Raw genomic sequence first — 23,979 nt, forward strand, 5'->3', positions numbered from 1 at the left:
TTTCTTAGAATTTTAAACCACCTTCTCTGGCACCTTCAGCCAAAGCTTTGATATTTCCATGGTAGAGGTAACCATTGCGATCGAAGACGATGCTCTGAATGCCGGAGGCCAAAGCTTTTTCTGCGATCTTTTTGCCTACATTCTTCGAGTTCTCCACGTTTAGCTTTGCCTTTTCGCCAAGCTCTGCGGTGGAAGCAGAAACTACTGTGGTGCCTTTCAGATCGTCGATGATCTGAACGAACAAGCCTTTGTTGCTTCTGAACACGGACAAACGAGGTCTGTCTGTAGTGCCGGTTACTCTCTTACGGACACCTAACTTGATCCGCTCTCTTCTTTCTATATTCTTGCCTGCCATAGTCTCTGTTTTCTATGATGCTTGTTCTTTGTCTACCGATTACTTAGCAGCAGCCTTACCAGCTTTTCTGCGTACATACTCACCTGTGAAGCGAATACCTTTGCCTTTGTAAGGCTCGATCTTGCGGAGCGACTTCAACTTGGCGGCTACTTGTCCGAGGAGTTGTTTGTCGATGCCTTCCAGGATGATGGTCGGGTTCTGACCTTTTTCTTGTACGGCCTGAACTTTGATTTCAGAAGGAACAGCCAGGAACACGTTGTGCGAATAGCCTAAGCTAAGTTCGAGCACGTTGGACTGTGCGTTGGCTTTGTAACCCACACCCACCAGTTCAAGCTGGTGTTTGTAGCCTTTGGAAACGCCTTCCACCATGTTGGCGATCAATGCGCGGTACAGACCGTGCATAGCCTTGTGACGTTTTTGATCTGTAGGACGTTCTAATTCTACAATGCCGTTCTCAAACTTGACCGTAAAGTCAGGGTCGATGGCCTGGTAGAGTTCGCCTTTGGGTCCTTTCACGGTCACTTTGTTGTTCTCTTTCGAGAAGTTGAAAGTTACTCCGGAGGGAATGCTTATCGGTTGCTTACCTATTCGTGACATGTTGCTTCTCTATTAATACACGTAACACAATACTTCACCACCTACGTTGAGGGTGCGTGCTTCCTTGTCGGTGATCACCCCTTTGGATGTCGACAGGATGGCAACGCCCAGGCCGTTCATTACGCGCGGCATGGAACCGGTGTTGGCATACTGGCGCAAACCAGGTGTGCTGATTCTTTCCAAGGTAGTTATAGCTGACTCCTTCGTTTCAGGATTGTACTTCAAGGCGATCTTGATAATGCCTTGGCTATGTTCACCGTCCTGGAACTTGTAGTTCAGGATAAACCCTTTGTCAAAAAGAACCTTCGTAATCTCCTTTTTGAGATTGGAAGCGGGGATTTCAACCACCTTATGGTTGGCCCTAATGGCATTCCGCAACCGGGTTAAGTAATCTGCTATCGGATCAGTCATTTTATTTATCCTTTTCCTAATTCTATTAAATAAGCAAGCCCGCGTTTCTTAAAACCGGGCTGCAAAGATATCGAACAATTTCAATAATCCAAACTGTCATCGGGTTTCTCCTTGCGGAGACCTGGATACTCAGCAACCAATATGTAGTGTGTGTCGTGTGGGAAATTACCAGCTCGCCTTGGTGACGCCGGGTATCTTTCCTGCAGAAGCCATTTCACGGAATACGTTACGGCAAACGCCGAACTTACCCATATATCCTTTGGGACGGCCCGTGAGCTTGCAACGGTTCTTCAACCGAACCGGGGAAGCGTTGCGGGGCAATTTGTCCAGGGCCGCATAGTCGCCGGCCTCTTTTAAGGCTTTCCGTTTTGCTGCGTAGGTCGCTACCAGCTTCTCACGTTTTGTCTGCCTTGCTATTACTGATGTTTTAGCCATGCTGTTTCTTAATTTTTATTCGCAAAAGGCATCCCGAAGGCTTTCAGGAGCTCGTAGCTTTCTTCGTCTGTTTGGGCAGTGGTCACGAACGTGATATCCATACCGCTGATCTTGTTCACCTTGTCGATGGAGATCTCGGGGAAGATAATCTGTTCTTTCACACCCATGGTATAGTTTCCACGGCCGTCAAATCCTTTGGCGGAAATGCCGCGGAAGTCACGTACCCGGGGAAGGGCGATGCTCATGAGGCGATCCAGGAATTCGTACATCTTGTCGCCGCGCAGGGTCACCCGCACACCGATCGGCATGTTCTCTCTCAACTTGAAGTTGGAGATGGCTTTCTTCGACTTGGTCGATACCGCCTTCTGGCCGCTGATGCTGGTAATTTCTTCCAACGCCACGTCGATCAGTTTCTTGTCGGATACCGCCACGCCCATACCCTTGTTGATGCAGATCTTCTCGATCTTGGGAACTTGCATCACTGACTTGTACTCAAATTTCTGCTTTAAAGCAGGGACAATCTCAGTCAGGTATTTGTCCTTTAATCTTGGAGCTGACATTATTTAATAATTTCTCCGGTTTTCTTAGAATATCTTTGAAGCTTTCCTTTGCTGTCGAGCTTGCGGCCTACGCGGGTGGTCTTGCCCGTGGCAGGATCAACCAGTTGCAGGTTGCTGATGTGCACTCCGGCTTCAGTTTTCTTGATGCCGCCTTCGGGCTTGCCGGCAGAAGGTTTCGTGTGTTTGGTCACGATGTTGATGCCTTCAACGATGGCTCTGCTTTTTTCACGTACTACCTCGAGTACTTTTCCCGTCTTGCCACGATCGTCGCCAGCCAACACCTTCACGGTGTCGCCTTTGCGGATGTGCAATTTGGCTTTTGCGTTCTTCTTCTCCATGGCTTAGATTACTTCAGGGGCCAGTGATACAATTTTCATGAACTGCTTTTCTCTGAGCTCGCGTGCCACGGGGCCGAAAATACGGGTTCCACGGGGTTCGTCCTGAGCGTTCAAAAGAACGGCAGCGTTATCTTCAAAACGGATGTAGGATCCGTCTTTTCTTCTTACTTCTTTCGTCGTTCTAACCACGACAGCTTTAGACACAGTGCCTTTTTTAACCTGGCTGCTGGGCATCGCGGACTTCACAGTCACTACGATTTTATCGCCTACGGAAGCATAGCGTCTTTTGGTTCCGCCGAGTACGTGCATACACAGTACTTCTTTGGCGCCGCTATTGTCTGCTACGGTAAGTCTTGATTCGGTGCTTATCATAATTACTTCGCTTTTTCAACTACTTCTACTAATCTCCAACGCTTGTCCTTGCTCAACGGACGGGTTTCCATGATGCGTACGGTATCGCCGATACCTGCAGTGTTGGCCTCGTCGTGCGCCTTGAACTTGGTCGTACGGTTCACAAACTTTCCGTAGATGGGGTGCTTTACCTTTCTGTCTACGGCTACGGTGATGGTCTTTTGCATTTTATTGCTAACCACTTTGCCCACCCGTTCTTTTCTGTCGTTCCTTTCCATAGGAATTATTTTTGAAGTTCTTTAGCTCTCAATTCTGTTTGCAATCTGGCTACCAGCTTACGAGACTCCCGGAGTTTCATGGGATTTTCGATGGCTGTCACTTGATGCGCAAACTGCATCTTGCGGAGCGCTTCTTTCTCGGCGCCGATCTTCTCTTGCAGCTCGGCTACGGTCAATGCTTTGATATCTGAATTTTTCATGCCTTAGTCGCTTCTACGTAGTCGTGCTTAATCGTAAACTTCGTTTTCATCGGCAACTTGCCTTCTGCTAAGCGCATGGCTTCTTTTGCGGTTGCAATGTCCACGCCACCTGCTTCGAACAGGATGGTTCCGGGTTTGATCACGGCCACCCAGTATTCAGGAGCACCTTTACCTTTACCCATCCGCACTTCAGCAGGCTTGCGGGTAATCGGTTTGTCGGGGAAAATGCGAATCCATACCTGACCTTCACGCTTCATAGCGCGGGTTACTGCAATACGTGCAGCTTCCAATTGGCGGGCAGTGATCCATCCACCTTCCAGGGCTTTCAATCCAAATGAACCAAATGCGATAGAGTGACCTCTGGTGGCCATTCCTTTCACACGGCCCTTTTGCATTTTTCTGAATTTCGTTCGTTTCGGCTGTAACATTGTTACCTATTCTTTATAGTTGCTTCGAAATAATTATCCGTTTCTTCTCGGTCCGCCGCCACGGTTGTCGCCGCCGCGTCGCTGTCCTCCACCTTCACCACCGCGACGATCGCCGCCCGGTCTTCCACCACCTTCTCTTCTGCGTCCGCCTCTCTCGTTGCCGCCGCGCTCATTGCCACCTTTTTGTCCGGGGCCTTGTTGTGCGTTGCTCACCACGCCTACGTTCGGGGAAAGATCACGTTTGCCGTAGATCTCGCCTTTGAAGATCCATACTTTGATACCGATCTTGCCGTATACGGTTTGCGACTCGGAGATCGCATAGTCGATGTCGGCGCGAAGGGTGTGCAGGGGCACCCGTCCTTCTTTGTATTGCTCTGTTCTCGCCATTTCGGCGCCGGCCAAACGGCCCGAGCATTTGATCTTGATGCCTTCCGCTCCCACGCGCATAGCCGAAGCGATTGCTTGCTTCATGGCACGCTTGTAAGAGATACGAGCCTCAATTTGCTGTGCGATTGATTCGCCCACCAGCTTCGAGTCCAGTTCAGGACGCTTGATCTCAAAGATATTGATTTGAACATCCTTGTTGGTGAGTTTCTTCAACTCTTCCTTGATCTTGTCGACCTCGTTTCCACCTTTACCGATCACCACGCCGGGACGGGCAGTGTGAATGGTCAGCGTGATGCGCTTCAGGGTTCTTTCGATCACCACTTTCGCGATACCACCTTTGGGGATACGTGCCTCTACGTATTTTCTGATTTTCTGGTCTTCAACCAGTTTATCGGAGAAGGTTTTGCCACCATACCAGTTGGAATCCCAGCCGCGTACGATGCCCAATCTAAAACCTACAGGATTAATTTTTTGTCCCATTATTATTCCTTCGTTTCTTTTTCAGTCGATGTTACTTCAGCGCCTGCTTTTTTCAAGCTGGCTACTACGAGTGTCACGTGGTTTGAACGTTTTCTCACCCGGTGTGCTCTTCCTTGGGGAGCGGGTCTCAGTCTTTTCAGAATGCGGCCACCATCCACAAAAATTTCTTTCACGTACAGGTCGGCATCTTCCAGTTTCACATCCGTGTGTTTTGCTTCCCAGCCGGAGATGGCGGAGAGGAGCAATTTCTCCAGTTTAGGAGCGCCCACTTTGGGCTCATACTTCAGGATGTTCAGGGCCTTGTTCACCCGTTCGCCACGGATCAGGTCCGCTACAAGACGCATCTTGCGGGGCGATGTGGGAACGTTTTTCAACTTGGCTACCGAAGGGCCGGTCTTTGCCGCCTCTTTTCTGGCGTCACGCTTTTCGCGTTTCAGCACAGACTTCTTTGTCTTTTTCGCTACAGCTTCCATGATTACTTAGCGTTATCTTTCTTAGTACCAGAGTGTCCACGGAAGGTGCGGGTAGGAGCGAACTCGCCGAGTTTGTGGCCTACCATGTTTTCCGTAACATATACCGGAATGAATTTATTTCCATTGTGAACAGCAAACGTATGACCGATCATCTCGGGTATTACGGTTGATCTTCTTGACCAGGTCTTGATAACAGATTTCTTACCTGATTTTTCAGTGGCTTCAACTTTCTTCACGAGACGGAAGTCACTGTATGGTCCTTTTTTAATCGAGCGTCCCATTATTTTTTCCTCTTAGCAATGATTAGGCGATCAGAATATTTCTTCGGGTGACGGGTCTTCTTGCCTTTCGCATAAAGTCCGTTGCGTGATCTCGGATGTCCTCCGGATGCGCGTCCTTCACCACCACCCATCGGGTGATCGACAGGGTTCATGGCCACGGCACGGGTGCGGGGGCGAATGCCTCTCCAGCGTGAGCGACCAGCCTTACCCACACTTTCGTTCATGTGGTCAGGGTTCGATGTTGCGCCTACCGTTGCCATGCACACGTCAAGTACGCTGCGCATTTCGCCAGAAGGCATTTTCAAAGTAGCCATACCGTTTTCGCGGGCCAGGAGTTGCACAAAGCATCCTGCGCTGCGGGCGATAGCGCCACCTTTTCCGGGTTTCATTTCCACGTTGTGTACCACGGTACCTACGGGGATCTTCGCCAGGGGAAGAGCGTTTCCAATTTCAGGTGCTACGTCCGGACCGGAAACCACTACCTGGTCTACCTTCAATCCGTTGGGAGCAATGATATAGGTCTTCGAACCGTCGGCATAGAATAGCAGGGCTATACGGGCAGAACGGGTAGGATCGTATTCAATAGACTTTACAGTTGCCGGGATGCCTGTCTTGTTGCGTTTGAAGTCGATCTCTCTCAACTTCTGCTTGTGACCGCCACCAATGTAGCGCATGGTCATCTTTCCTTGCTTGTTCCGTCCACCGGTTTTCTTGATGGTGGTCAACAAGGATTTCTCCGGGATGTTGGTCGTAATATCGTCGAAGGAAGGGGCGAGTCTATGTCGCGTTCCTGCTGTGATCGGTTTTAATTTCTTCAGCGCCATTGCTCAAAAATTAGACGTTGCTATAAAAGTCAATTACTTCGCCTGCGGCCAGGGTAACGATGGCCTTCTTGTAGCTGGGCTTGCGGCCTGCCAATACACCGGCCTTTGTGTAACGGGTCTTTTTCTTACCCATCACGACCATGGTGTTTACGCTTGCTACGTTTACGGCGTATTGTTTTTCTACGGCCTTCTTGATCTCCACCTTGTTCGCATCAAATGCGACGATGAAACCGTATTTTCCCTTCTCATTCAGAGCAGAGACCTTTTCCGTTACTAGGGGTTTCTTCAGGGTGCTCATTATGCTTTATTTAAAAGGTTTTCAATCTTGCTGATCGAGCTCTCCACGAAGATCACGCTGTCGGCGTTCATCACATCGTATGTATTGATTTGATCGGCAGTAGTAATTTTTGCGTTCTGGATGTTTCTTCCGGACAACACAACATTCTTGTTGGCTTCGGGCAGAACGAGGAGCGTTTTCTTTTCGCCCAGCGAAAGGGCTTTCAGAAGCGCTGTGAATTGCTTGGTCTTGGGAGTTTCGAAGGTGAAGTCTTCCAAAATAGCAATCGAGTTATCTTTTGCTTTGTAAGTCAGGGCAGACTTACGGGCGAGGTCTTTCACTTTCTTGTTCAACTTGAACGAGTAGTCACGGGGTTGAGGACCGAATACGCGTCCACCACCTTTGAACTGAGGGTTCTTGATGTTACCCGCACGGGCTCCACCAGTTCCTTTTTGCTTCTTCAGTTTCTTGGAAGAACCTGAGATCTCGTTACGTTGCTTGGCCTTGTGTGTACCTTGGCGTTGATTGGCCAGGTAGCTCTTTACGTCCAAATAGATCGCGTGGTCGTTGGGCTCGATGCCAAACACCAGGTCCGACAGACTTACGGTCTTGCTGGATTTTTCGCCGCTGGATTTGAATACGGTTACTTCCATTATTTCTGAAGGATTACGGTTGAATTTTTAGGTCCCGGGAGGGAACCGCTAATAACGATGAGGTTTTGCTCAGGCATGATCTTCACAACCTTCAGGTTGGTGATCGTCACGCGGTCGGTACCCATGCGGCCGGCAAGACGCTTGCCTTTGGGCACGCGGGACGCGAACGACGCGTTACCCATGGAACCGGGAGCGCGAAGACGGTTATGCTGACCGTGCGTTTGACCACCCACACCGGCAAAGTTGTGACGCTTCACAACGCCCTGGAAACCTTTACCCTTGGAAGTACCAACGGCATCGATAAAATCGCCTTCAACAAAAACGTCCTGGATGCGGATCTCTTTTCCGAGTTCTACCATTCCATCGAATTCCGTACTGAAGTCGCGGAACTCTACGATGTCTTTCTTGGGGGTGGTGTTAGCTTTCTTGAAGTGTCCAATAGCCGCTTTCGGGGTATGTTTCTCCTTCTTCTCACCAAATGCTAATTGTACAGCACGGTATCCGTCTGTCTCTTCGTTTTTCACTTGCGTCACGACGCAAGGACCGGCTTCGATAACCGTGCAAGCGATGTTTACGCCATCGGCGCCAAACACACTCGTCATTCCTATTTTCTTTCCTATAATTCCAGGCATGGCTGAACCTATTTATGCTGTTTTTCAGGACTTCCTGCACTCTTTCTGCAAAAAGGACTGCAAAGATAGGAACTAAAGTGTCGTTAGCAAATCTGGGTTTCAATATTTTTAGGGAAATGGCGCTGTTTACCAAGCTTTTCGGCGTAATCGCCTAAAATCGCGTATCATTGCGCCCATCCGAAACGGTTGATATGCACTGGATTCACCGAAAAAGCTGGATTATCCTACCCCTGCTGCTGGTTTTACTCTTCATAGTAAACCTGGGCATGGGCAGCGTCCGCATCCCTCCCGGCACCATTTTGAGCATCCTTTCCGGCAGTGAAACCGCCAACCCCATATGGCACGACATCGTTTGGGAGTTTCGGATGACCAAGGCCCTGACCTGCATTTTGGCGGGAGGCGCCCTTTCCATTGCCGGTCTTCAAATGCAAACCCTTTTTCGCAACGCCCTGGCCGGACCGGATGTGCTCGGCCTCAGTTCGGGCGCAAGCCTGGCCGTGTCGCTGGTATTTATGAGCCAGGCCGCCGGATTGGAAATACTTTCGACGCCTAGCCCCTGGGCCATTGCCGGGGCCGCCAGCCTGGGATGCTGCGGGGTGTTTCTCGTTGTTATTGTTATCGCCCAGCGACTCCGGGACAATACTTCCTTATTAATAATAGGACTCATGATGGGGGCAACCACCTCCAGCCTGGTGAGCGTGCTCCAATTTCTCAGCAAACCCGAACAACAGCAGTCCTACATGCTCTGGACCTTTGGCAGCCTGGGGCGGCTCAATTGGACGGAGATAAAGGTGCTGACCTCCATCTTGGTGACGAGCGGGCTAGTGGCCCTTTTTTCAACAAAAGCGCTGAACGGATGGCTCCTGGGGGACAATTATGCGCAAAGTATTGGCATTCATTTAAACCGCTCGAGATTGGTCATCCTTCTCACCACCAGTCTTTTAACGGGGGGTGTAACGGCCTTTTGCGGACCCATCGCCTTTGTGGGGCTGGCGGTTCCACACCTGACCAAGCTGATGATCAAGACCCACAATCACAAAATACTGATCCCGGCCGTGAGCGTCGGTGGCGGGGTGTTGATGCTTTTTTGTGATATCGTGACGCAGCTTCCGGGGAGCGCCTATGTGCTTCCCATCAACGCCATCACCGCTATGGTGGGCGCTCCGGTGGTGATCTGGATTATTTTGCGGGCAAAACGGCTTTCGGTGTGATCTTATAATAATGTGTCAATGACCCCTAAAACCGCCCTCGTTTCGCTTCATCAATTATCGGTCGGCTATGCATTGCCCGGGGGCCGGAATATTCTTTTTGAGAACCTGGGACTTTCACTGAATGCCGGGGAGCTTACGTGTTTTATGGGTCCTAACGGCGTCGGCAAATCTACTTTGATCCGGACGTTGGCGGGATTGCAGAAACCGTTGTCGGGCGACGTTCACTATGGCGCCGTCTCGTCTCACACGCCTGCGGGTCCACTACCCCACCAGGTATCGGTGGTGTTGACCGACCGGATCGCGACGGTGCAGATGGATGTGCGGGAGTTGGTTTCGTTTGGACGCTATCCGTATATGGGGTGGGGCATAACGCTAAGTAAGGACGATCAGCAAAAGGTCAGCGATGCGTTAGCGGAAGTTCACATTCAACACCTGGCCGATAAAAAATTGTATGAGCTCAGCGACGGCCAGCAGCAAATGGTCATGATCGCCCGGGCGCTGGCGCAGGATACACCCGTTATTCTTCTCGATGAGCCCACGGCCCACCTCGATCTGAACAACCGTGTAGAGGTGATGAACCTGCTGCGACGCCTTGCGCGAAAGTTGAACAAGGCCATCCTGATCGCAACCCATGAACTGGACCTTGCCCTTCAAACCGCGGACCTCATCTGGCTGGCAGGACGGGGCAAAACGCTGGTGACCGGAATTCCCGAGGACCTGGTTTTGTCCGGTGCATTTGATGAAGTATTTCAATTCAAAGGATACGATCTGAAAACCGGCAAGGTCTCGCATGAGGCCTATCGCGATAAAATGATCTCGCTTCACGGCGATGGCCATGCTTATCTCTGGACCCGGAATGCGTTGGAGCGAAATGGTTTTAGCGTGACCTTTCCAGGACCCTCCCATCCGCATATCGATGTGGTGGAAAAGGATGGTCATCTCCAATGGATCATCAATCAAAAAACATCGTTCGATACGCTTCAATCCTTGCTGACGCATTTCATATAATACCGGTCAAAGTAACGTATGTAAGAATTTCAATGTCGTCCGGACCGGCATCAAACGTTTGCAAAAGGCCATGCGCCATTTCCGTGCCTCTCGGTGCATCGCAAATTCCATTTCGTTTCGCTACGTTTGATATTGTACCAACTATCTAGTTCAAAATCACCATGATAAAACCTTCCGAACTTTTCCCCTACGCGTTCGATGAGAAATACAGCAAGCCCGTTGCTTATTTTTCGATGGAGTTTGCTGTCGATCAACCCTTGAAAATCTATAGCGGCGGCCTCGGTTTCCTGGCCGGATCGCACCTGCGCAGCGCTTATGAGCTGAAGCAAAACCTGATCGGTATCGGCATCCTTTGGAAGAAGGGCTACTATGACCAGGAACGCAACCAGGACCAGACCTTGAAAGTGAGCTTCCGCGATAAAGACTATTCTTTTCTCACGGATACCAATATTGTTTTTCCGATCACGATCCACGGCTCAAAAGTTTATGTAAAAGCCTACCTGCTCAAGCCGGAGGTGTTTCATTCTGCACCGCTGTTCCTATTGAGCACCGACATTCCCGAGAACGACTATCTCGCGCAAACCATCAGCCACCGTCTTTACGATCCGAATGAAACGACGCGTATAGCACAGTCGATTCTGCTGGGCATTGGCGGGGCGACCTTACTGGATGTACTCGGTCGCCAGACGGATATCTATCACATGAATGAAGGCCACGCGTTGCCCATGTGTTTTTACTTGCTGCACAAATACAAAAAGCTTGAGGAAGTGCAGAAGCGCGTTGCCTTCACGACGCACACACCCGAGAAGGCGGGCAACGAGGAACACAGCATGCCGTTGTTGCACAGCATGAGCTTCTTCAACGGTCTTACGCAAGACGAGGTGAATGACTATGTCTATCCGGAAAACGGCGTATTGAATTATACCCTCACCGCCCTTCGCCTGGCCAAACGCGCCAACGGTGTGTCGCAGCTTCATGGTGAAGTGTCGCGCAAAATGTGGGGCGACTATAAAGGCATTTGCGAGATCACGGCCATTACCAATGCGCAAAACAAAACCTATTGGAGCGATCCCGATCTCGACCAGGCACTGACGCGAAATGACGACCAGGCGCTCATCGCCCGGAAAAAAGAGTTGAAGAAAAAATTGTTTCGCGTGGTGGCGAACCAAACCGGAAAGCTCTTCGACGAAAACGTGCTCACCATCGTGTGGGCCCGCCGCTTTGCGGGATACAAGCGCGCCAACTTGTTGCTGGCCGACTACAATCGCTTTTTGAAGATCGCCAACAACACCGAGTATCCGGTGCAAATCATCTGGGCCGGTAAGCCGTATCCGGAAGATTTTGCCGCCATCAATATTTTCAACGAGATCTATTGGAAGACAAAAGATTTGCCTAACTGTACCGTTGTGACCGGGTATGAGCTCTGGCTCTCGGGGCACTTGAAGAAGGGCTCGGACATCTGGTTGAACAATCCCCGCTTATATCATGAGGCTTCCGGAACATCGGGCATGACGGCGGCGATGAACGCATCGGTAAACCTTTCGATTCCCGACGGCTGGGTACCCGAATTCTCACAGCATGGCAAGAACGCTTTCATTATCGAAACGGCTAACGACTTGCTGACGCCGGAGTCGAAAGATAAAATCGAAGGGCAGAATCTGTTGAATGTGTTGGAGAAAGAGATCATCCCCACGTATTATAAAAATCCCCAAGCGTGGCAAAGCATCGTGAAAGCGAGCATGACGGATGTGCTGCCGTTCTTTGATGCCGGACGGATGGCCGATCAATATTATAAGGAGTTGTATAATTTCTAAGCCGGCTTCCGGAGAAGAAAGAGATTATCATGAAAAAGACCTTGCTGTTGATACGGCAAGGTCTTTTTTTATTTTGTTTATGATCGGGACCGTTACAATTTCACTATCGGAGGAAGGTATTTGGCAATGAGGTCTTCGTAATACGGCTTCAATTCTTTTACGTTGGGAGGAACGGGATTTTTCGAATACAGATCGTAGGGATTGAATTTCTTTACCCATTCAAACATTTCGCGGTCGTGATTGTCCATCAGATGTTCGTAGGCATGTTCCCGGTGCTGAGCATAGAAGGAGTGATAGCGGATCATGTAGAGCGCGGGGTCCGGCAGATAATCTTTTGTGATCTGATACAAGTACTCGTCGTGTCCCCATGACATGGTGACATTGCGAAGGCCGCAACCTTCGCTATAAATACCAAGCTTCGTGTTGTATTTCTCGTTGGTATAGTCCGGGTTCAAGCTGAAAAATTCAGGATAAACAATTTTGTCGGAAAATTTGCAGCCTACGGGGAACGTATCGCCCACTACAGCCCATTGGGGTTCGCCAAAAAGGCAAAGCACTTTGCCCATGTCGTGGATGAAGCCGGTGAGCACAAACCAATCGGGGTGACCATCGCGACGGATGGCTTCGGCGGTTTGCAGCAAGTGTTGAAGTTGGTCCAGTTCGATATCGGGATCTGAATCGTCTACCAGCGTGTTGAGGAACTCCATCGCTTTCCATACCGGCATTTCCTTGCGGTCGAACTTGAGGAACTCGGCCCTTTTTTCCTGGACAAAATCATAGCTCTGATACGTATGGTTGAGGCGATAGAACTCGCGTACCGTATCGCGCGCAGGGTCGACGTAGTTACGATATTCTTCTTTTGCCTTAGCCGGCATGTCGGGTTCAGGGTAGCGTTTCAAAACATCGTCTTCCCACTGTTCGATGTTGTGCAGGGGATTGATCTCACTTTCGGAAAAAGAACGTGCGTCTCTCATAATACCTCGTTTTATTATTACTAAACAAATCTACAAAATCGTCACAAGAAAATCTCTACCGTTTGCAGGATTACCAAAATCCAATATACAAGGCTGCCAGGATGCCCATAATGAGCACGGACCCCACAACAAAACCCGGTGAACTGCGAAACATGGACGTATCGATTTGAATGACGCGTGGTTGGTCCTTGCTTTTACGATCGAGCAGGCTTAGGATGATCATTAAAAGGATCAAAAAGACAAACACGATGGTCATGCGATCTAAAAAAGGATAGTCCGGGAACGATCCCATTGTCCAGACGGGAAGAAATTTGAGAATGGTTGATAGCGGGATCGTCAGTGAAGCGGCCGCCAGTGCAGCCGTGGACGTCGCCCGTTTCCAGAAAAAGCCCATCAGAAAAATGGCGAGAACGCCCGGAGAAATAAAACCGACGTATTCCTGGATGAATTGATACGCTTGGTCCAACGAGCTAAGCAAAGGTGCCACAAGCGCAGCCAGCACCATGGCAACCACGACCGTGACTCTTCCCGAAATCACCAGGTTCCGCTCGCTGATCTGCCGGTTGAAAAATTTCTTATAGATGTCCATCGAGAAGATGGTTGCAATGCTGTTCGCTTTGCCCGCCAGAGAGGCTACCACCGCAGCCGTCAATGCCGCAAAGGCAAGTCCTTTTAAACCTGCAGGCAAAAGATTCATAAGTGTCGGGTATGCGTGATCAGGCTTCACCACGCCGGCCGCATCGACCATTTCCGTTTGAAACATTCCCTGCTGATACAAAACAAATGCAGCGATGCCGGGGATGACGGCGATGACCGGTACCAGCAATTTCAAAAATGCGGCAAACAGAATTCCACTGCGCGCCGTTTTCAAATCCGCACCCAGTGCGCGTTGAATGATGTATTGATTACATCCCCAATAGTTGAGGTTGTTGATCCACATCCCACCGATCAACACCGAGAGACCCGGAAGATCTTTGTAATACGGGTGCGTGTTGTTGAAGATCATGTGAAAATGAGAAGGAGCCTTTTCGCGCAGTATTTGAAAGCCCCGCCAGATATTTTCCCCGCCTGGTTCGTTTGCTGAGACCATGTTCAGCGCGAGATAGGTAGTGACCAATCCGCCAAGCAACAACACGGCCACCTGGACCACATCCGTGTAGCCGATCACCTTCATCCCTCCCAAGGTCACGATCACCGAAAAGAAAGCCAACCCGGCAATGCACCATCCGAAATCAATACCCGATATGGAATTGATGGCGAGCGCACCCAGATAGAGTATCGAGGTTAGATTCACAAACACATACACTAGCAACCAGAACACGGCCATGATCGTGCTCACCGTATCGTTGTAGCGCTGCGAGAGAAATTGCGGCATGGTGTAGATCTTGTTCTTCAGATACACCGGAATAAAAAAAACCGCCACGATCACGAGCGTTGCCGCGGCCATCCATTCATAGGTGGAGATGGCCAGGCCCAGCGCAAAGCCGGAGCCCGACATGCCTATGAAATGCTCCGCAGAAATATTGGAGGCGATCAGCGATGCACCAATGGCCCACCAGGTGAGTGATCCTTCGGCCAGAAAAAAATCTTTCGCATCGGTGCTCTTTGATTTTTTGCGATAATAGATCCACAGGCCGTATACCGACACCGTAATAAAGTAAACCAGGAACACAACGTAGTCGACAAAATGAAGATGGTTCATGGACAAAGGGCCTGGGGATGGAGCAGACCAGAGTCAATATACACAGATATTCCATATCCGCTAACGATTGAAAAATGGTTCACGCTATTTTTTTGTCGCGGTGTCCCACAACGCGTTTGACATTAACACATTCAATTATAGGATAGGTAGATCGAAAAAAGATCATCGTCTGACGGGAACGTTCCCGCCGTTTCTATTCGGGAGAATTATTGTTATCTTCCATGAACATCCTTCTGACCACGCGATACATAAATCAAAAAAAATGAAAGCCTGGGGTATCATCGTCCTGAGTATGATTTTTCTTTTGGCTTGCACCGATCGAAGACCGGAGATCGAAAGGGCTATGAAGAAGTATGACCGACTCATCCTCCGCGTCGACGCCGATTCCATTGCTGATTGCTTTACACTAAACGGCAAATTAGGCGCCGTTTCAGGCCGGGATTCCATTCGCGCTTTTTTGAAGACATTCGGCGACGTTAATGTGCTTCAACAACAGTCGTCGACAACCTCCATTGTTATAAAGAATGACAGCGCCCGGCAAGAAGGGACCTACTTTCAGAAAGTTATTGTCAAGGGAGACACGATCGTGGCAACGGGACACTACACGGCATCGTGGGTTTGGGATGGCGTCCAAGGTTGGCTTTTAAAAAACATGATCACCGTTCCGGACAAAAAATAATCCCCGGAATGCACACCGAAAATTTCAGCCCTATTTCAATTCGGCCTTGGCAAAAACGACCGTATATTTCTCGCACCACACATGCACGTAGCCGTAGGCCGCCAAATCGGCATTTTTCGGAATAGCATAGACTTGTTTTCCCGCGGTCGATTTCAAATTCCCTAAACGAATGTATTCGCCGGCATCTACATCCTTGCTCAGGTATATTTTAAGATCCGGTCCGCTTTCTGACATGTAGGGATCTAAAACCACCGCACTATTGCCGTTGATCGTATAAATGGAAGCTGTGCCGGAGGCAGTATGGTTGATGCCTTCCAGCGTCCCTTTCTTTATGAGCATTGCGGTGGATGTATCAAAATCATCATCCACCACGACGTTGGGCGTTACGGCCTCTGGCTGGCAACACGCTAACGCAAAAAACATCCAGCAAAAGTATTTTTTCATATCGTATATTTTTAAAGGGAATAGGCTACTCCGATGCTGACTAAAAGCGATTTATTCCTGAAGCGGTCGTTGGCCTCGGGGTATTGTTGCACCTTGGTTTCGGTGGTGTATTCGGTGAATAGAAATTGTGTACCTAGCTTGGCCGACCACCTTTCGCGAACACGGTATTTAAAATACAACTCTGAATTCAGGCTTCCCCGGTCGTTGTCGCTCACCAGAAGAATGTTAAAAGGCGTTGGCGTAGCCGAAGTATTTTTGCCGCTGGCGCCATTCATAAAATTGCCCTGTTGCCGCCCACCAAAAGAAAATCCCAAGAGATCAATATTAAAGCCGACGGAGATACTTTCGCTCAACCGGTAATCGATGTTCAACATGACGTTCACCATATTCACCTGTGAAGTTTTCACAAGCAAACTGTCGATGTTGGCCACAATGTTCTCTTTGAAAAGGATGAGTGGGCTGGTGCTTTCGGACGTGAGGCTGGCGGGTGCCGTAATGTAATAGAGATTCTTTCCCAGAAAAGACGTGGCGCGCCCTCCCAAGCCAATGCCGATACGTTTCTTCGCACCAATACGCCAATTCCTGAAATAGGAAACAGATACGCTACCGCGATAGCTGCCGGCGGCAACACCAAGCTCAGCAAAATTTTGCCCACCTGGAGAGGGCAAGACTTGTCCTTGCGCCATAAATGAGAACGCAAAGAGTAAAACAAAAACGTGCGTTTTTTTCATGACCGGGTTCTTTCATCAAATGTGAAAAAACCACGGGATATGGATTGTCAGCTTGCCGACGAACGTGCTGTTTCCAGAAAATCGCTTCGAATATGGCTAATTCGAGTGATCAAGAAGATTGCCGGCGCCCACCGTCAAGGCAGAAGGCTGAAAAAGTTTCACTTCAACGTCCGCATTCTGCAACAACACCACGTCGCTGGTGTCGCCCAACACCTCGTCGATGAGGCCGAAGGCTTTTGCTTCGGGGGCGTTCAGAAACTTGTCGCGTAAAAAATATTCTTCGATTTCTTTCCAGGTGTGCCCGGAGTGTTTTCCCATGAGGTGGAACAGTTGGGTTTGAAGGCGCTCCTGTTCGCGCGTGGCGATGCGCACGTCCTCGGTGTATCCTTGCGCGCCGCCGCCGGTAGGATGCATGTGGATGGTGGCATGGGGCAGGGCCAACCGTTTCCCCTTGGCGCCCGACGCCAACAGGGCTGTGCCCATGCTGGCCGAAACCCCTACCGCAACCGTGGAAACCGGCGCCTGGATCATCTGCATCGCGTCGTAGATGGCCAACCCTGCATATACACTCCCTCCCGGACTATTTATATAGAGACTGATCTGGCTTTTCTGGTCGATGCTGTTCAGATACAACAGCTGGGCCACGATGACGTTGGCCACGGCGTCGTTTATTCCCGTCCCCAGGAACACAATTCGTTCTTTGAGCAAGAGGCTGTAGATGTCATAGACTCGCTCGCCTCTTCCGCTGTTGTCGATCACCATCGGTATCATAGTCATGGGGTCAGGATTTAAAAAGTTGAAGAATCTGTTTTTGAAAATCCGCTTTCGCGGGATGGGTGAACAGGTGTTTATGGATGGTTTCCATTTTACGCTTGACGGTCTTGCGTTGTCGGAGCGCAAGCACGTCGTATATTTTTCGCAACCCGTAAACATTCCACCGCAGAGCCGGTTCGGTGATCAGTCTCGCTTGAAACACAAGTGACTCGGCCGGCGCCTGGGTTTTCAGAATGTGCTTTTCTGCCAAGCGAATGTCATTCAAGGAAGTCCTCATACGAAATGGATTTATTTTTTACTTCATCCCTGACTTTCTCGAGACATTTATATTTCTGTACCGTGGCGGAATGCACAGATCCGAATCCCAGCTTTTGTGCCAACGCCTGGAGCGGCATCTTTTCATAATAGAAGGCCTGTAAAATATCGAGGCATTTTTTTCCAGTCCTCTCCAGCATCTGTAGCAACGTCGATGTATCTACAGTTGGGTAGTAATCCTCCGGTATCGCAATAGACGCTTCCATAGCATCCAGCGAAATGTGCCGACCCGATGTTTTGAATCGCTTCAACCAAAGATGTTTGGCGATGCCCAGCACGTAGGCCTCGGGCGAAGATTGAATATTAAAATGCTCCTCCGCATGCTTCTCATGAAAAATGACCAGGGCATCGTGAAAAATGTCCTTGGCGTCTTCGAACGAGCCGTTCATTTTGCTGACAAACCGGGCCACACCCGGGAAGGCGCTTTCATAGAGCGCCTCGAAGTCCATCGCTTCCCTACACAGGGTGGCGACAGGAATTGCCAATGCTTCCATAAAACCGTGTTTATTATATGTGCTCTAATAAAGGAATTTATCACCGCTTCCGGATGAATATTTTTTCAGAAGCTTTGAATGGGCTTTGATTCAGGCTTGCCGACACGAGACAAAATGCGGACCCGACTGACGGCGGGGCTCACCCTTATAGGCACGCTTGGCACCCGAAAAGGTTTCATGGCTGAAATGGATATTTCCCCCTTGCCCTGAATACGCCGTGGAGAGGGTTTAGCGGCGAGGCACTTCTGATCCTTCGACTGGAGGAAATTTACTTTGCCGATTCAGCCTTCTCGATGCGCAACCCCACGGCCGTGATGCCCTGAAGCGTGTCCATGCGCATAAATTGCTCGAACGTCACGGAGTACTTGCCCGGCGACTTAAATTGATAGTCCTTCAACATGAGGAACTGGTGATCATACAAGTCGCCGATACCGCTTTTGCCAAAAGGCTTGCCGGTCTTGGCATCAAACAAAAATTCACCCACCAGGTTCTTTTGTAATTCGCGTCCGGTAGAATCCTGGAGATAATAGGTATAGAAAAGCCGTGCGTAGGGATACGACACGGTGTTCCGGATGTTGCCGTAGAGATTATACTTTTGTTGAACGTTGGTGATCTCAAACTCGAACTTCGGTTTTTCTTTCACCATCCAAACACGTTCGTTGAAGTCCGTATTATCTTCATACACCCGCTGGCTATCGCCACACGCCACCAGCAACGCTGCCAGGACGCATGCTGCAAAAACTACTCTCATGACGGATTGCCGGGTTGATTACCATCGGGTTGATTGCCTGGCCGCGGGGGACGATTGCCCCGATCGCGATTACCGCCTCTATTGTCGCCGCCACCGCGCGGATTATCGCCGCCGCGTTGGCCCTCGCCGGTGTTGCCTCCACGCTGTCCACGGGGATGATTTCTTCCGCGATTACGGTGACCCCCTCCTTCTCCCCCTCCTTGCTTAGGACGTCCACCTTCAGGATTTCCTCCACCCTGGTTCTGGGGCCGCTGGCCTTGCGGGTTTCCTCCACCCGAATTTTGTGGACGCGGGCCACCTTGTTGTTGATTACCTCCGCGTGGTCCGCCGGCATTGGCTTGCGGAGCGCTACCCTCGGGAGCGTTGCCACCACCGCCTCTTTTCTTTTTGCGTTTCTTGGACGACGACTTGCCTTTGAATTTCTGATCCATCCGCGCCAGGTCACTGTTCAACGTGGCTACAGGAATTTTTTCTGCCACTACATCCTGATCCAGGTTGGCCGGTTTTTTTCCTTCGCGGTTCATGCTCAGAATCTGGTTCACGCGCTCGATGTTGAGCGGGTACCAGGTGTTCTCTTCCGTGAAGCCGAACCACATGATCTTTCTGAAAATGTCTGTCTTTTGCAGCGTGGCTTCTCCCTTTTCAGTGAGCAGCGGGCCTTCTATTTTCGGGATGTCTTCGAGGGCATCCATGTAGGTCTCCAACTCGTAGTTGAGGCAACACTTCAATCTTCCGCATTGACCCGAAAGCTTGCTGGGGTTGAGCGAAAGATTCTGATAACGCGCCGCACTGGTCGCCACGTTCTTGAAATCACTGAGCCAGGTGGAGCAGCACAATTCTCTTCCGCACACGCCAATGCCACCCAATCGTCCGGCTTCCTGGCGGAGGCTGATCTGCCGCATTTCCACGCGGATCTTAAATTCGCCGGCCAGTATTTTAATGAGCTCGCGGAAATCCACGCGATCGTCGGCAGAGTAAAAGAAGGTGGCTTTGATGTTGTCGGCCTGGTATTCGATGTCGGACAGCTTCATGTCCAGCTTCAGGTCGCGGATGATCTCCCGGGTGCGGTAGAGCGTGGGGAGCTCGCGTTTTTTTACTTCCTCAAATTTCTCGAGGTCTTTCTGGTGGGCGAGGCGATAGATCTTTTTGATCTCGCCATCGTTGGCCACTTTTTTCTTTTGCATTTGCAGCCGCACCAATTCACCCTGCATCGACACGTAGCCGATATGGTGACCGTTGGGCACCTCCACCACCACGGCATCGCCGGTGGTGAGTTGAAGTTTTTCTGTATTGCGATGAAATTCCTTGCGACCGTTTTTGAAGCGTACTTCAACGATGTTAAATCTATCTTCCGTCGGCATGTCCATGTTCGACAGCCAATCGAATACGTTCATCTTGTTGCATCCACCGGTGCCACAGGCGCCGTTGTTTTTGCAGCCAGTCACGGTTCCACCTTTTGTTGTTCCACACGAGCATCCCATGACGTTATCCTTTATAGTTCATTAAGTCCTGTCCAATGTCCTTGCGGTAATAGAGTCCGTCCCACTCAATGTGGGCGGCAGTTTGATAGGCCTGGTCGCGCGCTTCGGTGAGCGAGTTTCCTTTGCCCGACACGGCCAGCACACGGCCGCCGTCTGTCAATATCCCTTCGCCATGTTTCTTTGTTCCCGCATGAAACACGAGCGCCTTTCCATCTTTTTCTAGACCGCGGATCACTTTTCCTTTTTCATAATCCCCGGGGTAACCACCCGAAACCAACGCTATGGTTACTGCGTGATGGTCGTCGATCTCGATCTGCTTGCCTTTCATTTCGCCCTTGGCAGACGCCACCAGCAATTCCACCAGGTCGCTCTTGATCCGTGGCATGACGGCCTGGGTCTCCGGGTCGCCCATGCGGGCGTTGTATTCAATCACGAAGGGATTGCCCCCCACGTTCATGATGCCGACAAAAATAAAGCCTTTATAGTCGATGCCCTCGTGTATGAGGCCGGCGATGGTGGGCTTTACCACTTCTTCTTCGATCCTTTTCATGAAGGCCGCGTCGGCAAATACGACGGGCGAAACAGCGCCCATCCCCCCGGTGTTGGGGCCCAGGTCGCCCTCGCCGATGCGTTTATAGTCTTTTGCTTCCGGCAGGATCACATAGTCCTTGCCGTCGGTGAGCACAAAAACGGAAAGCTCGATGCCGTTGAGAAATTCTTCGATGAGCACCTTGGCGCTGGCCTGGCCGAACCGCTTGTTGATGAGCATTTCCTTCACCACGGCCTTGGCTTCGCCCTGGCTGAGGCTGATGATCACGCCTTTGCCGGCGGCCAGCCCGTCGGCCTTGAGCACGATGGGGGGCTTGCAACTGGAGATATAGTCAAAGGCTTGGTCAAGGTCGGAGGCCGAAAAGGTTCTTGCTTTGGCGGTAGGGATGTTGTGGCGGAGCATGAACCGCTTGGAGAAGTCCTTGCTGCCTTCCAGTTGGGCGCCCTGGGTGTCGGGGCCAACCATTAAGATCGAGCGGAGGCTGGGATCGTTCTGGAAATAGTCACGGATGCCTTTCACGAGGGGGCCTTCGGGGCCAACCACTACCAGTTGCACGTTGTTGGCCGTGCAAAATTTGCCCAGCGAGGCAAAATCGTCTACATCGATGGCTACATTCTCAGCAATGGAGGCTGTGCCCGCATTTCCGGGGGCTACGAAAATCTTTTCGCAAAGGGGACTTTGCCGGATTTTCCAAGCCAGCGCATGTTCGCGACCACCATTACCAATCACCAATATATTCATGGATTCAATTTCGGTTGAATCCCAAAGATAGCCGCGAAATCTTTGAAATAAAAAATCAATAAAAAACCTTCCGGCGTTGATTCCGGAAGGTCAGTATATGTGGGAAGAGCTTAATTGGCGTACTCCGACATGAACTTGATGCGCATCATCCGCACCTCCTCCTCCGAGTAGTCGGCCATGGAGCCGTCGTTGAGGGCTTCGGAGAGGCTGTCGGTTTCGGCGTTCATGAAATAATCGTGGATGTCGTCCTGCTTGTGCGCGTCGATCACCTGGTCTATATAATAGGTCAGGTTGAGCTTCGTACCCGAGTAGCAAATGTTCTCGATCTCGGTCAGCAACTCCTCAAAAGAGATCCGTGCCTTTTCGGCGATCTCCTCCAGGTCTACCTTGCGGTCGATCTGTTGGATGATGAGGATCTTTGTTTTTGACTTATTGACCGACGATTTGATGACCACTTCGTTGGCCGTCTCGATCTCGTTTTCGTCTACGTACTTCTGGATCACCTCCAGGAACTCAGCTCCGAACTTGTTCACCTTGCCCATGCCCACGCCGTTCACCTGGGCGAGGTCGTCCTTGGTGGTGGGATAGGTCGTGGCCATTTCTTCGAGCGACGGGTCCTGGAAGATCACGTATGGCGGAAGGCTCTTTTCCTTTGCCATTTTCTTACGCAAGGTCTTCAGGATCTCGAACAGCTTCACGTCATACGCTTTGGTATTGACGGGCTTGTCGTTCGATTCTTCTTCTTCGTCTACCTCCGTCGTGAAGTCGTGGTCGCGGGCCAGCTCAATGGCATGCGGTTTCTTCAAAAATTTCTCGCCTCTCTCGGAGATCTTCAGCGCACCAATATTGTCGATGTCTTTTTCGAGGTATTGATAGATCAGCGTTTGGCGGATGACCGACTTCCAATAGTCGGCGTCCTCTTCGGCGCCCTTGCCATAAACGGCCAGGTCGAAGTGTCCATAGCTTTTCACGTATTCGTCTTCCACACCGCGGATCACGTTCACGAGGTGGTTCAGGCCGAAGCGTTCGTTGGTTTGCTTCACGGTTTGCAGCACGAGCTTCACGGCTTCCGTGCCATCGAAGCGTTCGCGGGGATGTACGCAGTTGTCGCACATGCCGCAATTCTCTTGTGTATATTCTTCGCCGAAATAGTGCAGCAATTGTCTTCTGCGGCACACTGGTGACTCGGCGTAGTATTCCATCTCCTGCAACAAGATGCGCGCATTCTCGCGCTCTTGTACGGGCTTGTCTTTGTTGAACTTTTCGAGCTTGTTCAGATCGTTATGGCTGTAGAACATTAAACAAAGTCCTTCCAATCCATCGCGTCCGCCGCGGCCGGTTTCCTGATAGTATCCTTCCAACGACTTGGGAACATCGTAGTGCACGACAAACCGAACATCGGGTTTGTCGATACCCATGCCAAAGGCGATGGTGGCCACGATGATGTCTACTTCTTCGTTCAGGAAGTCGTCCTGGTTCTTCATACGCACGTCGGGATCGAGACCGGCGTGATAGGGAGCGGCTTTGAAGCCGTTCACATTCAACAGCTGGGCGATCTCTTCCACTTTCTTGCGGCTGAGGCAATAGATCACGCCGGACTTGCCTTTGTGATCTTTCAGGAATTTGATGAGTTGCTTCTTTGTCTCTTTCTTGGGACGAACTTCGTAGTACAGGTTCTTGCGGTTAAAAGAAGAGATGAACACATCGGCTTCTTCCATCTGCAGGTTCTTCTGAATGTCCAACTGAACCTTTGGCGTCGCGGTCGCGGTGAGTGCGATCACGGGCATGTCGCCGAGGTTTTGGATCATGGTTTTGATCTTCCGGTATTCCGGGCGGAAGTCGTGTCCCCATTCCGAAATACAGTGGGCTTCATCGATCGCGACAAAAGCGACGTTGACCTTCTTGAGAAAGTCGATGGTCTCTTCTTTGTTGAGCGACTCGGGTGCTACATAGAGTAGCTTCACCACGCCGTTCATACAATCCTTCTTCAGTCGGGTGATCTCGCCTTTGCTGAGGGTGGAGTTTAGGAAGCGTGCGTTGACACCGTACGCGTTCATTTGATCGACCTGGTTTTTCATCAACGCGATGAGCGGTGAGATCACAATGGCCAATCCTTCTCTGAGCATGGCGGGAAGCTGGTAACACAGTGATTTACCAGCGCCGGTGGGCATAATTACGAATGTATTCTTTCCATCCAGCAAATTCCGAATGATCGTCTCTTGATTTCCGCGGAACTGGCTGTAACCGAATATTTCTTTTAATCTCTCTTTGAGTGCATCTTTCTCTTCGACCAACATCATACTATCTTGATAAGAACCTAAAATTGTATCTTTGTCCATGTAGACAAAGC

The 23,979-nt window shown here is 50.5% G+C and carries 32 protein-coding genes; 4 read left to right on the forward strand and 28 right to left on the reverse strand.

Translation table 11 applies throughout. The features are described 5' to 3' along the window. Window positions 1–4: 4 nt before the first annotated feature. From rplR to rplC, 17 genes are all read right to left on the reverse strand, one after another. Complete coding sequence (gene rplR / locus D4L85_RS06130) at window positions 5–355, reverse strand: 50S ribosomal protein L18 (RefSeq protein WP_119753479.1); 351 nt, start codon at window positions 353–355, stop codon at window positions 5–7. Window positions 356–394: 39 nt separating this feature from the next. Then, window positions 395–952 carry a 50S ribosomal protein L6 gene (gene rplF / locus D4L85_RS06135; protein WP_119753480.1) on the reverse strand — a complete coding sequence of 186 codons (558 nt, stop codon included), beginning with the start codon at window positions 950–952 and terminating at the stop codon, window positions 395–397. A gap of 12 nt (window positions 953–964) precedes the next feature. Further along, window positions 965–1,363, reverse strand: coding sequence for a 30S ribosomal protein S8 (gene rpsH / locus D4L85_RS06140; RefSeq protein ID WP_073141591.1), 399 nt, complete (start codon window positions 1,361–1,363; stop codon window positions 965–967). Window positions 1,364–1,528: 165 nt separating this feature from the next. After that, on the reverse strand, window positions 1,529–1,798 hold the full coding sequence (rpsN, locus tag D4L85_RS06145) for a 30S ribosomal protein S14 (protein WP_073141589.1): 270 nt from the start codon (window positions 1,796–1,798) through the stop codon (window positions 1,529–1,531). An 8-nt stretch (window positions 1,799–1,806) separates the two neighbouring features. Next, on the reverse strand, window positions 1,807–2,358 hold the full coding sequence (gene rplE, locus D4L85_RS06150; RefSeq protein WP_073141587.1) for a 50S ribosomal protein L5: 552 nt from the start codon (window positions 2,356–2,358) through the stop codon (window positions 1,807–1,809). Beyond that, window positions 2,358–2,696: a 50S ribosomal protein L24 gene (gene rplX / locus D4L85_RS06155; RefSeq protein ID WP_119753481.1), complete on the reverse strand. Its 339-nt coding sequence runs from the start codon at window positions 2,694–2,696 to the stop codon at window positions 2,358–2,360. Before rplX ends, rplE begins: the two co-directional genes overlap by 1 nt. A gap of 3 nt (window positions 2,697–2,699) precedes the next feature. Continuing rightward, on the reverse strand, window positions 2,700–3,068 hold the full coding sequence (gene rplN / locus D4L85_RS06160; RefSeq protein ID WP_073141584.1) for a 50S ribosomal protein L14: 369 nt from the start codon (window positions 3,066–3,068) through the stop codon (window positions 2,700–2,702). 2 nt (window positions 3,069–3,070) lie between these two features. After that, window positions 3,071–3,325 carry a 30S ribosomal protein S17 gene (gene rpsQ, locus D4L85_RS06165; RefSeq protein WP_073141582.1) on the reverse strand — a complete coding sequence of 85 codons (255 nt, stop codon included), beginning with the start codon at window positions 3,323–3,325 and terminating at the stop codon, window positions 3,071–3,073. A 5-nt stretch (window positions 3,326–3,330) separates the two neighbouring features. Beyond that, window positions 3,331–3,525: a 50S ribosomal protein L29 gene (gene rpmC / locus D4L85_RS06170; RefSeq protein WP_119753482.1), complete on the reverse strand. Its 195-nt coding sequence runs from the start codon at window positions 3,523–3,525 to the stop codon at window positions 3,331–3,333. Next, complete coding sequence (gene rplP / locus D4L85_RS06175) at window positions 3,522–3,953, reverse strand: 50S ribosomal protein L16 (protein ID WP_119753483.1); 432 nt, start codon at window positions 3,951–3,953, stop codon at window positions 3,522–3,524. The genes rpmC and rplP overlap by 4 nt, the downstream gene beginning before the upstream one ends. 33 nt (window positions 3,954–3,986) lie before the next feature. Further along, window positions 3,987–4,820, reverse strand: a complete 834-nt coding sequence (gene rpsC, locus D4L85_RS06180; protein WP_119753484.1) for a 30S ribosomal protein S3 — start codon at window positions 4,818–4,820, stop codon at window positions 3,987–3,989. A 2-nt stretch (window positions 4,821–4,822) separates the two neighbouring features. Continuing rightward, a complete protein-coding gene (rplV, locus tag D4L85_RS06185; RefSeq protein WP_119753485.1) occupies window positions 4,823–5,293 on the reverse strand; it encodes a 50S ribosomal protein L22 in 471 nt (156 codons plus the stop codon). Between the two features lie 2 nt (window positions 5,294–5,295). Then, a complete protein-coding gene (rpsS, locus tag D4L85_RS06190) occupies window positions 5,296–5,574 on the reverse strand; it encodes a 30S ribosomal protein S19 (RefSeq protein ID WP_073141573.1) in 279 nt (92 codons plus the stop codon). Beyond that, on the reverse strand, window positions 5,574–6,398 hold the full coding sequence (gene rplB, locus D4L85_RS06195; protein WP_073141572.1) for a 50S ribosomal protein L2: 825 nt from the start codon (window positions 6,396–6,398) through the stop codon (window positions 5,574–5,576). Before rplB ends, rpsS begins: the two co-directional genes overlap by 1 nt. Before the next feature lie 10 nt (window positions 6,399–6,408). After that, window positions 6,409–6,696, reverse strand: coding sequence for a 50S ribosomal protein L23 (rplW, locus tag D4L85_RS06200; RefSeq protein WP_073141570.1), 288 nt, complete (start codon window positions 6,694–6,696; stop codon window positions 6,409–6,411). Continuing rightward, on the reverse strand, window positions 6,696–7,328 hold the full coding sequence (gene rplD, locus D4L85_RS06205) for a 50S ribosomal protein L4 (RefSeq protein ID WP_073141568.1): 633 nt from the start codon (window positions 7,326–7,328) through the stop codon (window positions 6,696–6,698). Before rplD ends, rplW begins: the two co-directional genes overlap by 1 nt. Further along, the gene (gene rplC / locus D4L85_RS06210) at window positions 7,328–7,960 is read right to left on the reverse strand and encodes a 50S ribosomal protein L3 (protein ID WP_073141566.1); all 633 of its coding nucleotides are present in this window, start codon (window positions 7,958–7,960) and stop codon (window positions 7,328–7,330) included. The genes rplD and rplC overlap by 1 nt, the downstream gene beginning before the upstream one ends. Window positions 7,961–8,151: 191 nt before the next feature. Between rplC and D4L85_RS06215 the strand changes: the two genes are divergently transcribed. The 3 genes from D4L85_RS06215 to glgP all read left to right on the forward strand — a co-directional run bounded on the left by D4L85_RS06215 (window position 8,152) and on the right by glgP (window position 11,993). Continuing rightward, on the forward strand, window positions 8,152–9,171 hold the full coding sequence (locus D4L85_RS06215) for a FecCD family ABC transporter permease (RefSeq protein ID WP_119753486.1): 1,020 nt from the start codon (window positions 8,152–8,154) through the stop codon (window positions 9,169–9,171). Between the two features lie 18 nt (window positions 9,172–9,189). Continuing rightward, a complete protein-coding gene (locus D4L85_RS06220) occupies window positions 9,190–10,179 on the forward strand; it encodes an ABC transporter ATP-binding protein (RefSeq protein ID WP_119753487.1) in 990 nt (329 codons plus the stop codon). Window positions 10,180–10,340: 161 nt separating this feature from the next. Next, a complete protein-coding gene (gene glgP / locus D4L85_RS06225; RefSeq protein ID WP_119753488.1) occupies window positions 10,341–11,993 on the forward strand; it encodes an alpha-glucan family phosphorylase in 1,653 nt (550 codons plus the stop codon). Window positions 11,994–12,085: 92 nt separating this feature from the next. On the opposite strand, the gene D4L85_RS06230 is transcribed toward glgP, so the two are convergent. Then, window positions 12,086–12,967 carry an inositol oxygenase family protein gene (locus tag D4L85_RS06230; protein ID WP_119753489.1) on the reverse strand — a complete coding sequence of 294 codons (882 nt, stop codon included), beginning with the start codon at window positions 12,965–12,967 and terminating at the stop codon, window positions 12,086–12,088. A gap of 70 nt (window positions 12,968–13,037) precedes the next feature. Then, window positions 13,038–14,669: a sodium/sugar symporter gene (locus D4L85_RS06235; protein ID WP_119753490.1), complete on the reverse strand. Its 1,632-nt coding sequence runs from the start codon at window positions 14,667–14,669 to the stop codon at window positions 13,038–13,040. A 262-nt stretch (window positions 14,670–14,931) separates the two neighbouring features. On the opposite strand from D4L85_RS06235, the gene D4L85_RS06240 reads away from it, so the two are divergent. Next, window positions 14,932–15,348: a nuclear transport factor 2 family protein gene (locus D4L85_RS06240; RefSeq protein ID WP_119753491.1), complete on the forward strand. Its 417-nt coding sequence runs from the start codon at window positions 14,932–14,934 to the stop codon at window positions 15,346–15,348. A gap of 30 nt (window positions 15,349–15,378) precedes the next feature. On the opposite strand, the gene D4L85_RS06245 is transcribed toward D4L85_RS06240, so the two are convergent. The 9 genes from D4L85_RS06245 to recQ form a co-directional block, all read right to left on the reverse strand. Continuing rightward, the gene (locus tag D4L85_RS06245) at window positions 15,379–15,792 is read right to left on the reverse strand and encodes a DM13 domain-containing protein (RefSeq protein ID WP_119753492.1); all 414 of its coding nucleotides are present in this window, start codon (window positions 15,790–15,792) and stop codon (window positions 15,379–15,381) included. Window positions 15,793–15,803: 11 nt separating this feature from the next. After that, window positions 15,804–16,523 (reverse strand): hypothetical protein, encoded by a 720-nt coding sequence (locus D4L85_RS06250; RefSeq protein WP_119753493.1) that lies wholly within the window; start codon window positions 16,521–16,523, stop codon window positions 15,804–15,806. 96 nt (window positions 16,524–16,619) lie between these two features. Beyond that, entirely contained in the window at window positions 16,620–17,300 is a 681-nt protein-coding gene (locus D4L85_RS06255; RefSeq protein WP_119753494.1) for a ClpP family protease, read from the reverse strand. 4 nt (window positions 17,301–17,304) lie between these two features. After that, window positions 17,305–17,574 carry a hypothetical protein gene (locus D4L85_RS06260; RefSeq protein WP_160143570.1) on the reverse strand — a complete coding sequence of 90 codons (270 nt, stop codon included), beginning with the start codon at window positions 17,572–17,574 and terminating at the stop codon, window positions 17,305–17,307. Beyond that, window positions 17,555–18,106: an RNA polymerase sigma factor gene (locus D4L85_RS06265; RefSeq protein WP_119753496.1), complete on the reverse strand. Its 552-nt coding sequence runs from the start codon at window positions 18,104–18,106 to the stop codon at window positions 17,555–17,557. The genes D4L85_RS06260 and D4L85_RS06265 overlap by 20 nt, the downstream gene beginning before the upstream one ends. 268 nt (window positions 18,107–18,374) lie before the next feature. After that, the gene (locus tag D4L85_RS06270; protein ID WP_119753497.1) at window positions 18,375–18,857 is read right to left on the reverse strand and encodes a gliding motility lipoprotein GldH; all 483 of its coding nucleotides are present in this window, start codon (window positions 18,855–18,857) and stop codon (window positions 18,375–18,377) included. Further along, window positions 18,854–20,302 carry a PSP1 domain-containing protein gene (locus D4L85_RS06275; RefSeq protein WP_418219858.1) on the reverse strand — a complete coding sequence of 483 codons (1,449 nt, stop codon included), beginning with the start codon at window positions 20,300–20,302 and terminating at the stop codon, window positions 18,854–18,856. Before D4L85_RS06275 ends, D4L85_RS06270 begins: the two co-directional genes overlap by 4 nt. Window positions 20,303–20,342: 40 nt before the next feature. Then, window positions 20,343–21,629: a phosphoribosylamine--glycine ligase gene (gene purD, locus D4L85_RS06280; RefSeq protein WP_119753499.1), complete on the reverse strand. Its 1,287-nt coding sequence runs from the start codon at window positions 21,627–21,629 to the stop codon at window positions 20,343–20,345. A gap of 110 nt (window positions 21,630–21,739) precedes the next feature. Further along, on the reverse strand, window positions 21,740–23,926 hold the full coding sequence (gene recQ / locus D4L85_RS06285) for a DNA helicase RecQ (RefSeq protein WP_119753500.1): 2,187 nt from the start codon (window positions 23,924–23,926) through the stop codon (window positions 21,740–21,742). Between the last annotated feature and the right edge of the window lie 53 nt (window positions 23,927–23,979).

Origin of the sequence: Chryseolinea soli, assembly GCF_003589925.1 — a bacterium.
GTDB lineage: Bacteria > Bacteroidota > Bacteroidia > Cytophagales > Cyclobacteriaceae > Chryseolinea > Chryseolinea soli.

Excerpts from the sequence above, each read along its gene's own strand:
- rplR (WP_119753479.1), bottom strand. The coding sequence starts at position 355 with ATGGCAGGCAAGAATATAGAAAGAAGAGAGCGGATCAAGTTAGGTGTC.
- rplF (WP_119753480.1), bottom strand. The coding sequence starts at position 952 with ATGTCACGAATAGGTAAGCAACCGATAAGCATTCCCTCCGGAGTAACT.
- rpsH (WP_073141591.1), bottom strand. The coding sequence starts at position 1,363 with ATGACTGATCCGATAGCAGATTACTTAACCCGGTTGCGGAATGCCATT.
- rpsN (WP_073141589.1), bottom strand. The coding sequence starts at position 1,798 with ATGGCTAAAACATCAGTAATAGCAAGGCAGACAAAACGTGAGAAGCTG.
- rplE (WP_073141587.1), bottom strand. The coding sequence starts at position 2,358 with ATGTCAGCTCCAAGATTAAAGGACAAATACCTGACTGAGATTGTCCCT.
- rplX (WP_119753481.1), bottom strand. The coding sequence starts at position 2,696 with ATGGAGAAGAAGAACGCAAAAGCCAAATTGCACATCCGCAAAGGCGAC.
- rplN (WP_073141584.1), bottom strand. The coding sequence starts at position 3,068 with ATGATAAGCACCGAATCAAGACTTACCGTAGCAGACAATAGCGGCGCC.
- rpsQ (WP_073141582.1), bottom strand. The coding sequence starts at position 3,325 with ATGGAAAGGAACGACAGAAAAGAACGGGTGGGCAAAGTGGTTAGCAAT.
- rpmC (WP_119753482.1), bottom strand. The coding sequence starts at position 3,525 with ATGAAAAATTCAGATATCAAAGCATTGACCGTAGCCGAGCTGCAAGAG.
- rplP (WP_119753483.1), bottom strand. The coding sequence starts at position 3,953 with ATGTTACAGCCGAAACGAACGAAATTCAGAAAAATGCAAAAGGGCCGT.
- rpsC (WP_119753484.1), bottom strand. The coding sequence starts at position 4,820 with ATGGGACAAAAAATTAATCCTGTAGGTTTTAGATTGGGCATCGTACGC.
- rplV (WP_119753485.1), bottom strand. The coding sequence starts at position 5,293 with ATGGAAGCTGTAGCGAAAAAGACAAAGAAGTCTGTGCTGAAACGCGAA.
- rpsS (WP_073141573.1), bottom strand. The coding sequence starts at position 5,574 with ATGGGACGCTCGATTAAAAAAGGACCATACAGTGACTTCCGTCTCGTG.
- rplB (WP_073141572.1), bottom strand. The coding sequence starts at position 6,398 with ATGGCGCTGAAGAAATTAAAACCGATCACAGCAGGAACGCGACATAGA.
- rplW (WP_073141570.1), bottom strand. The coding sequence starts at position 6,696 with ATGAGCACCCTGAAGAAACCCCTAGTAACGGAAAAGGTCTCTGCTCTG.
- rplD (WP_073141568.1), bottom strand. The coding sequence starts at position 7,328 with ATGGAAGTAACCGTATTCAAATCCAGCGGCGAAAAATCCAGCAAGACC.
- rplC (WP_073141566.1), bottom strand. The coding sequence starts at position 7,960 with ATGCCTGGAATTATAGGAAAGAAAATAGGAATGACGAGTGTGTTTGGC.
- D4L85_RS06215 (WP_119753486.1), top strand. The coding sequence starts at position 8,152 with ATGCACTGGATTCACCGAAAAAGCTGGATTATCCTACCCCTGCTGCTG.
- D4L85_RS06220 (WP_119753487.1), top strand. The coding sequence starts at position 9,190 with ATGACCCCTAAAACCGCCCTCGTTTCGCTTCATCAATTATCGGTCGGC.
- glgP (WP_119753488.1), top strand. The coding sequence starts at position 10,341 with ATGATAAAACCTTCCGAACTTTTCCCCTACGCGTTCGATGAGAAATAC.
- D4L85_RS06230 (WP_119753489.1), bottom strand. The coding sequence starts at position 12,967 with ATGAGAGACGCACGTTCTTTTTCCGAAAGTGAGATCAATCCCCTGCAC.
- D4L85_RS06235 (WP_119753490.1), bottom strand. The coding sequence starts at position 14,669 with ATGAACCATCTTCATTTTGTCGACTACGTTGTGTTCCTGGTTTACTTT.
- D4L85_RS06240 (WP_119753491.1), top strand. The coding sequence starts at position 14,932 with ATGAAAGCCTGGGGTATCATCGTCCTGAGTATGATTTTTCTTTTGGCT.
- D4L85_RS06245 (WP_119753492.1), bottom strand. The coding sequence starts at position 15,792 with ATGAAAAAATACTTTTGCTGGATGTTTTTTGCGTTAGCGTGTTGCCAG.
- D4L85_RS06250 (WP_119753493.1), bottom strand. The coding sequence starts at position 16,523 with ATGAAAAAAACGCACGTTTTTGTTTTACTCTTTGCGTTCTCATTTATG.
- D4L85_RS06255 (WP_119753494.1), bottom strand. The coding sequence starts at position 17,300 with ATGACTATGATACCGATGGTGATCGACAACAGCGGAAGAGGCGAGCGA.
- D4L85_RS06260 (WP_160143570.1), bottom strand. The coding sequence starts at position 17,574 with ATGAGGACTTCCTTGAATGACATTCGCTTGGCAGAAAAGCACATTCTG.
- D4L85_RS06265 (WP_119753496.1), bottom strand. The coding sequence starts at position 18,106 with ATGGAAGCATTGGCAATTCCTGTCGCCACCCTGTGTAGGGAAGCGATG.
- D4L85_RS06270 (WP_119753497.1), bottom strand. The coding sequence starts at position 18,857 with ATGAGAGTAGTTTTTGCAGCATGCGTCCTGGCAGCGTTGCTGGTGGCG.
- purD (WP_119753499.1), bottom strand. The coding sequence starts at position 21,629 with ATGAATATATTGGTGATTGGTAATGGTGGTCGCGAACATGCGCTGGCT.
- recQ (WP_119753500.1), bottom strand. The coding sequence starts at position 23,926 with ATGTTGGTCGAAGAGAAAGATGCACTCAAAGAGAGATTAAAAGAAATA.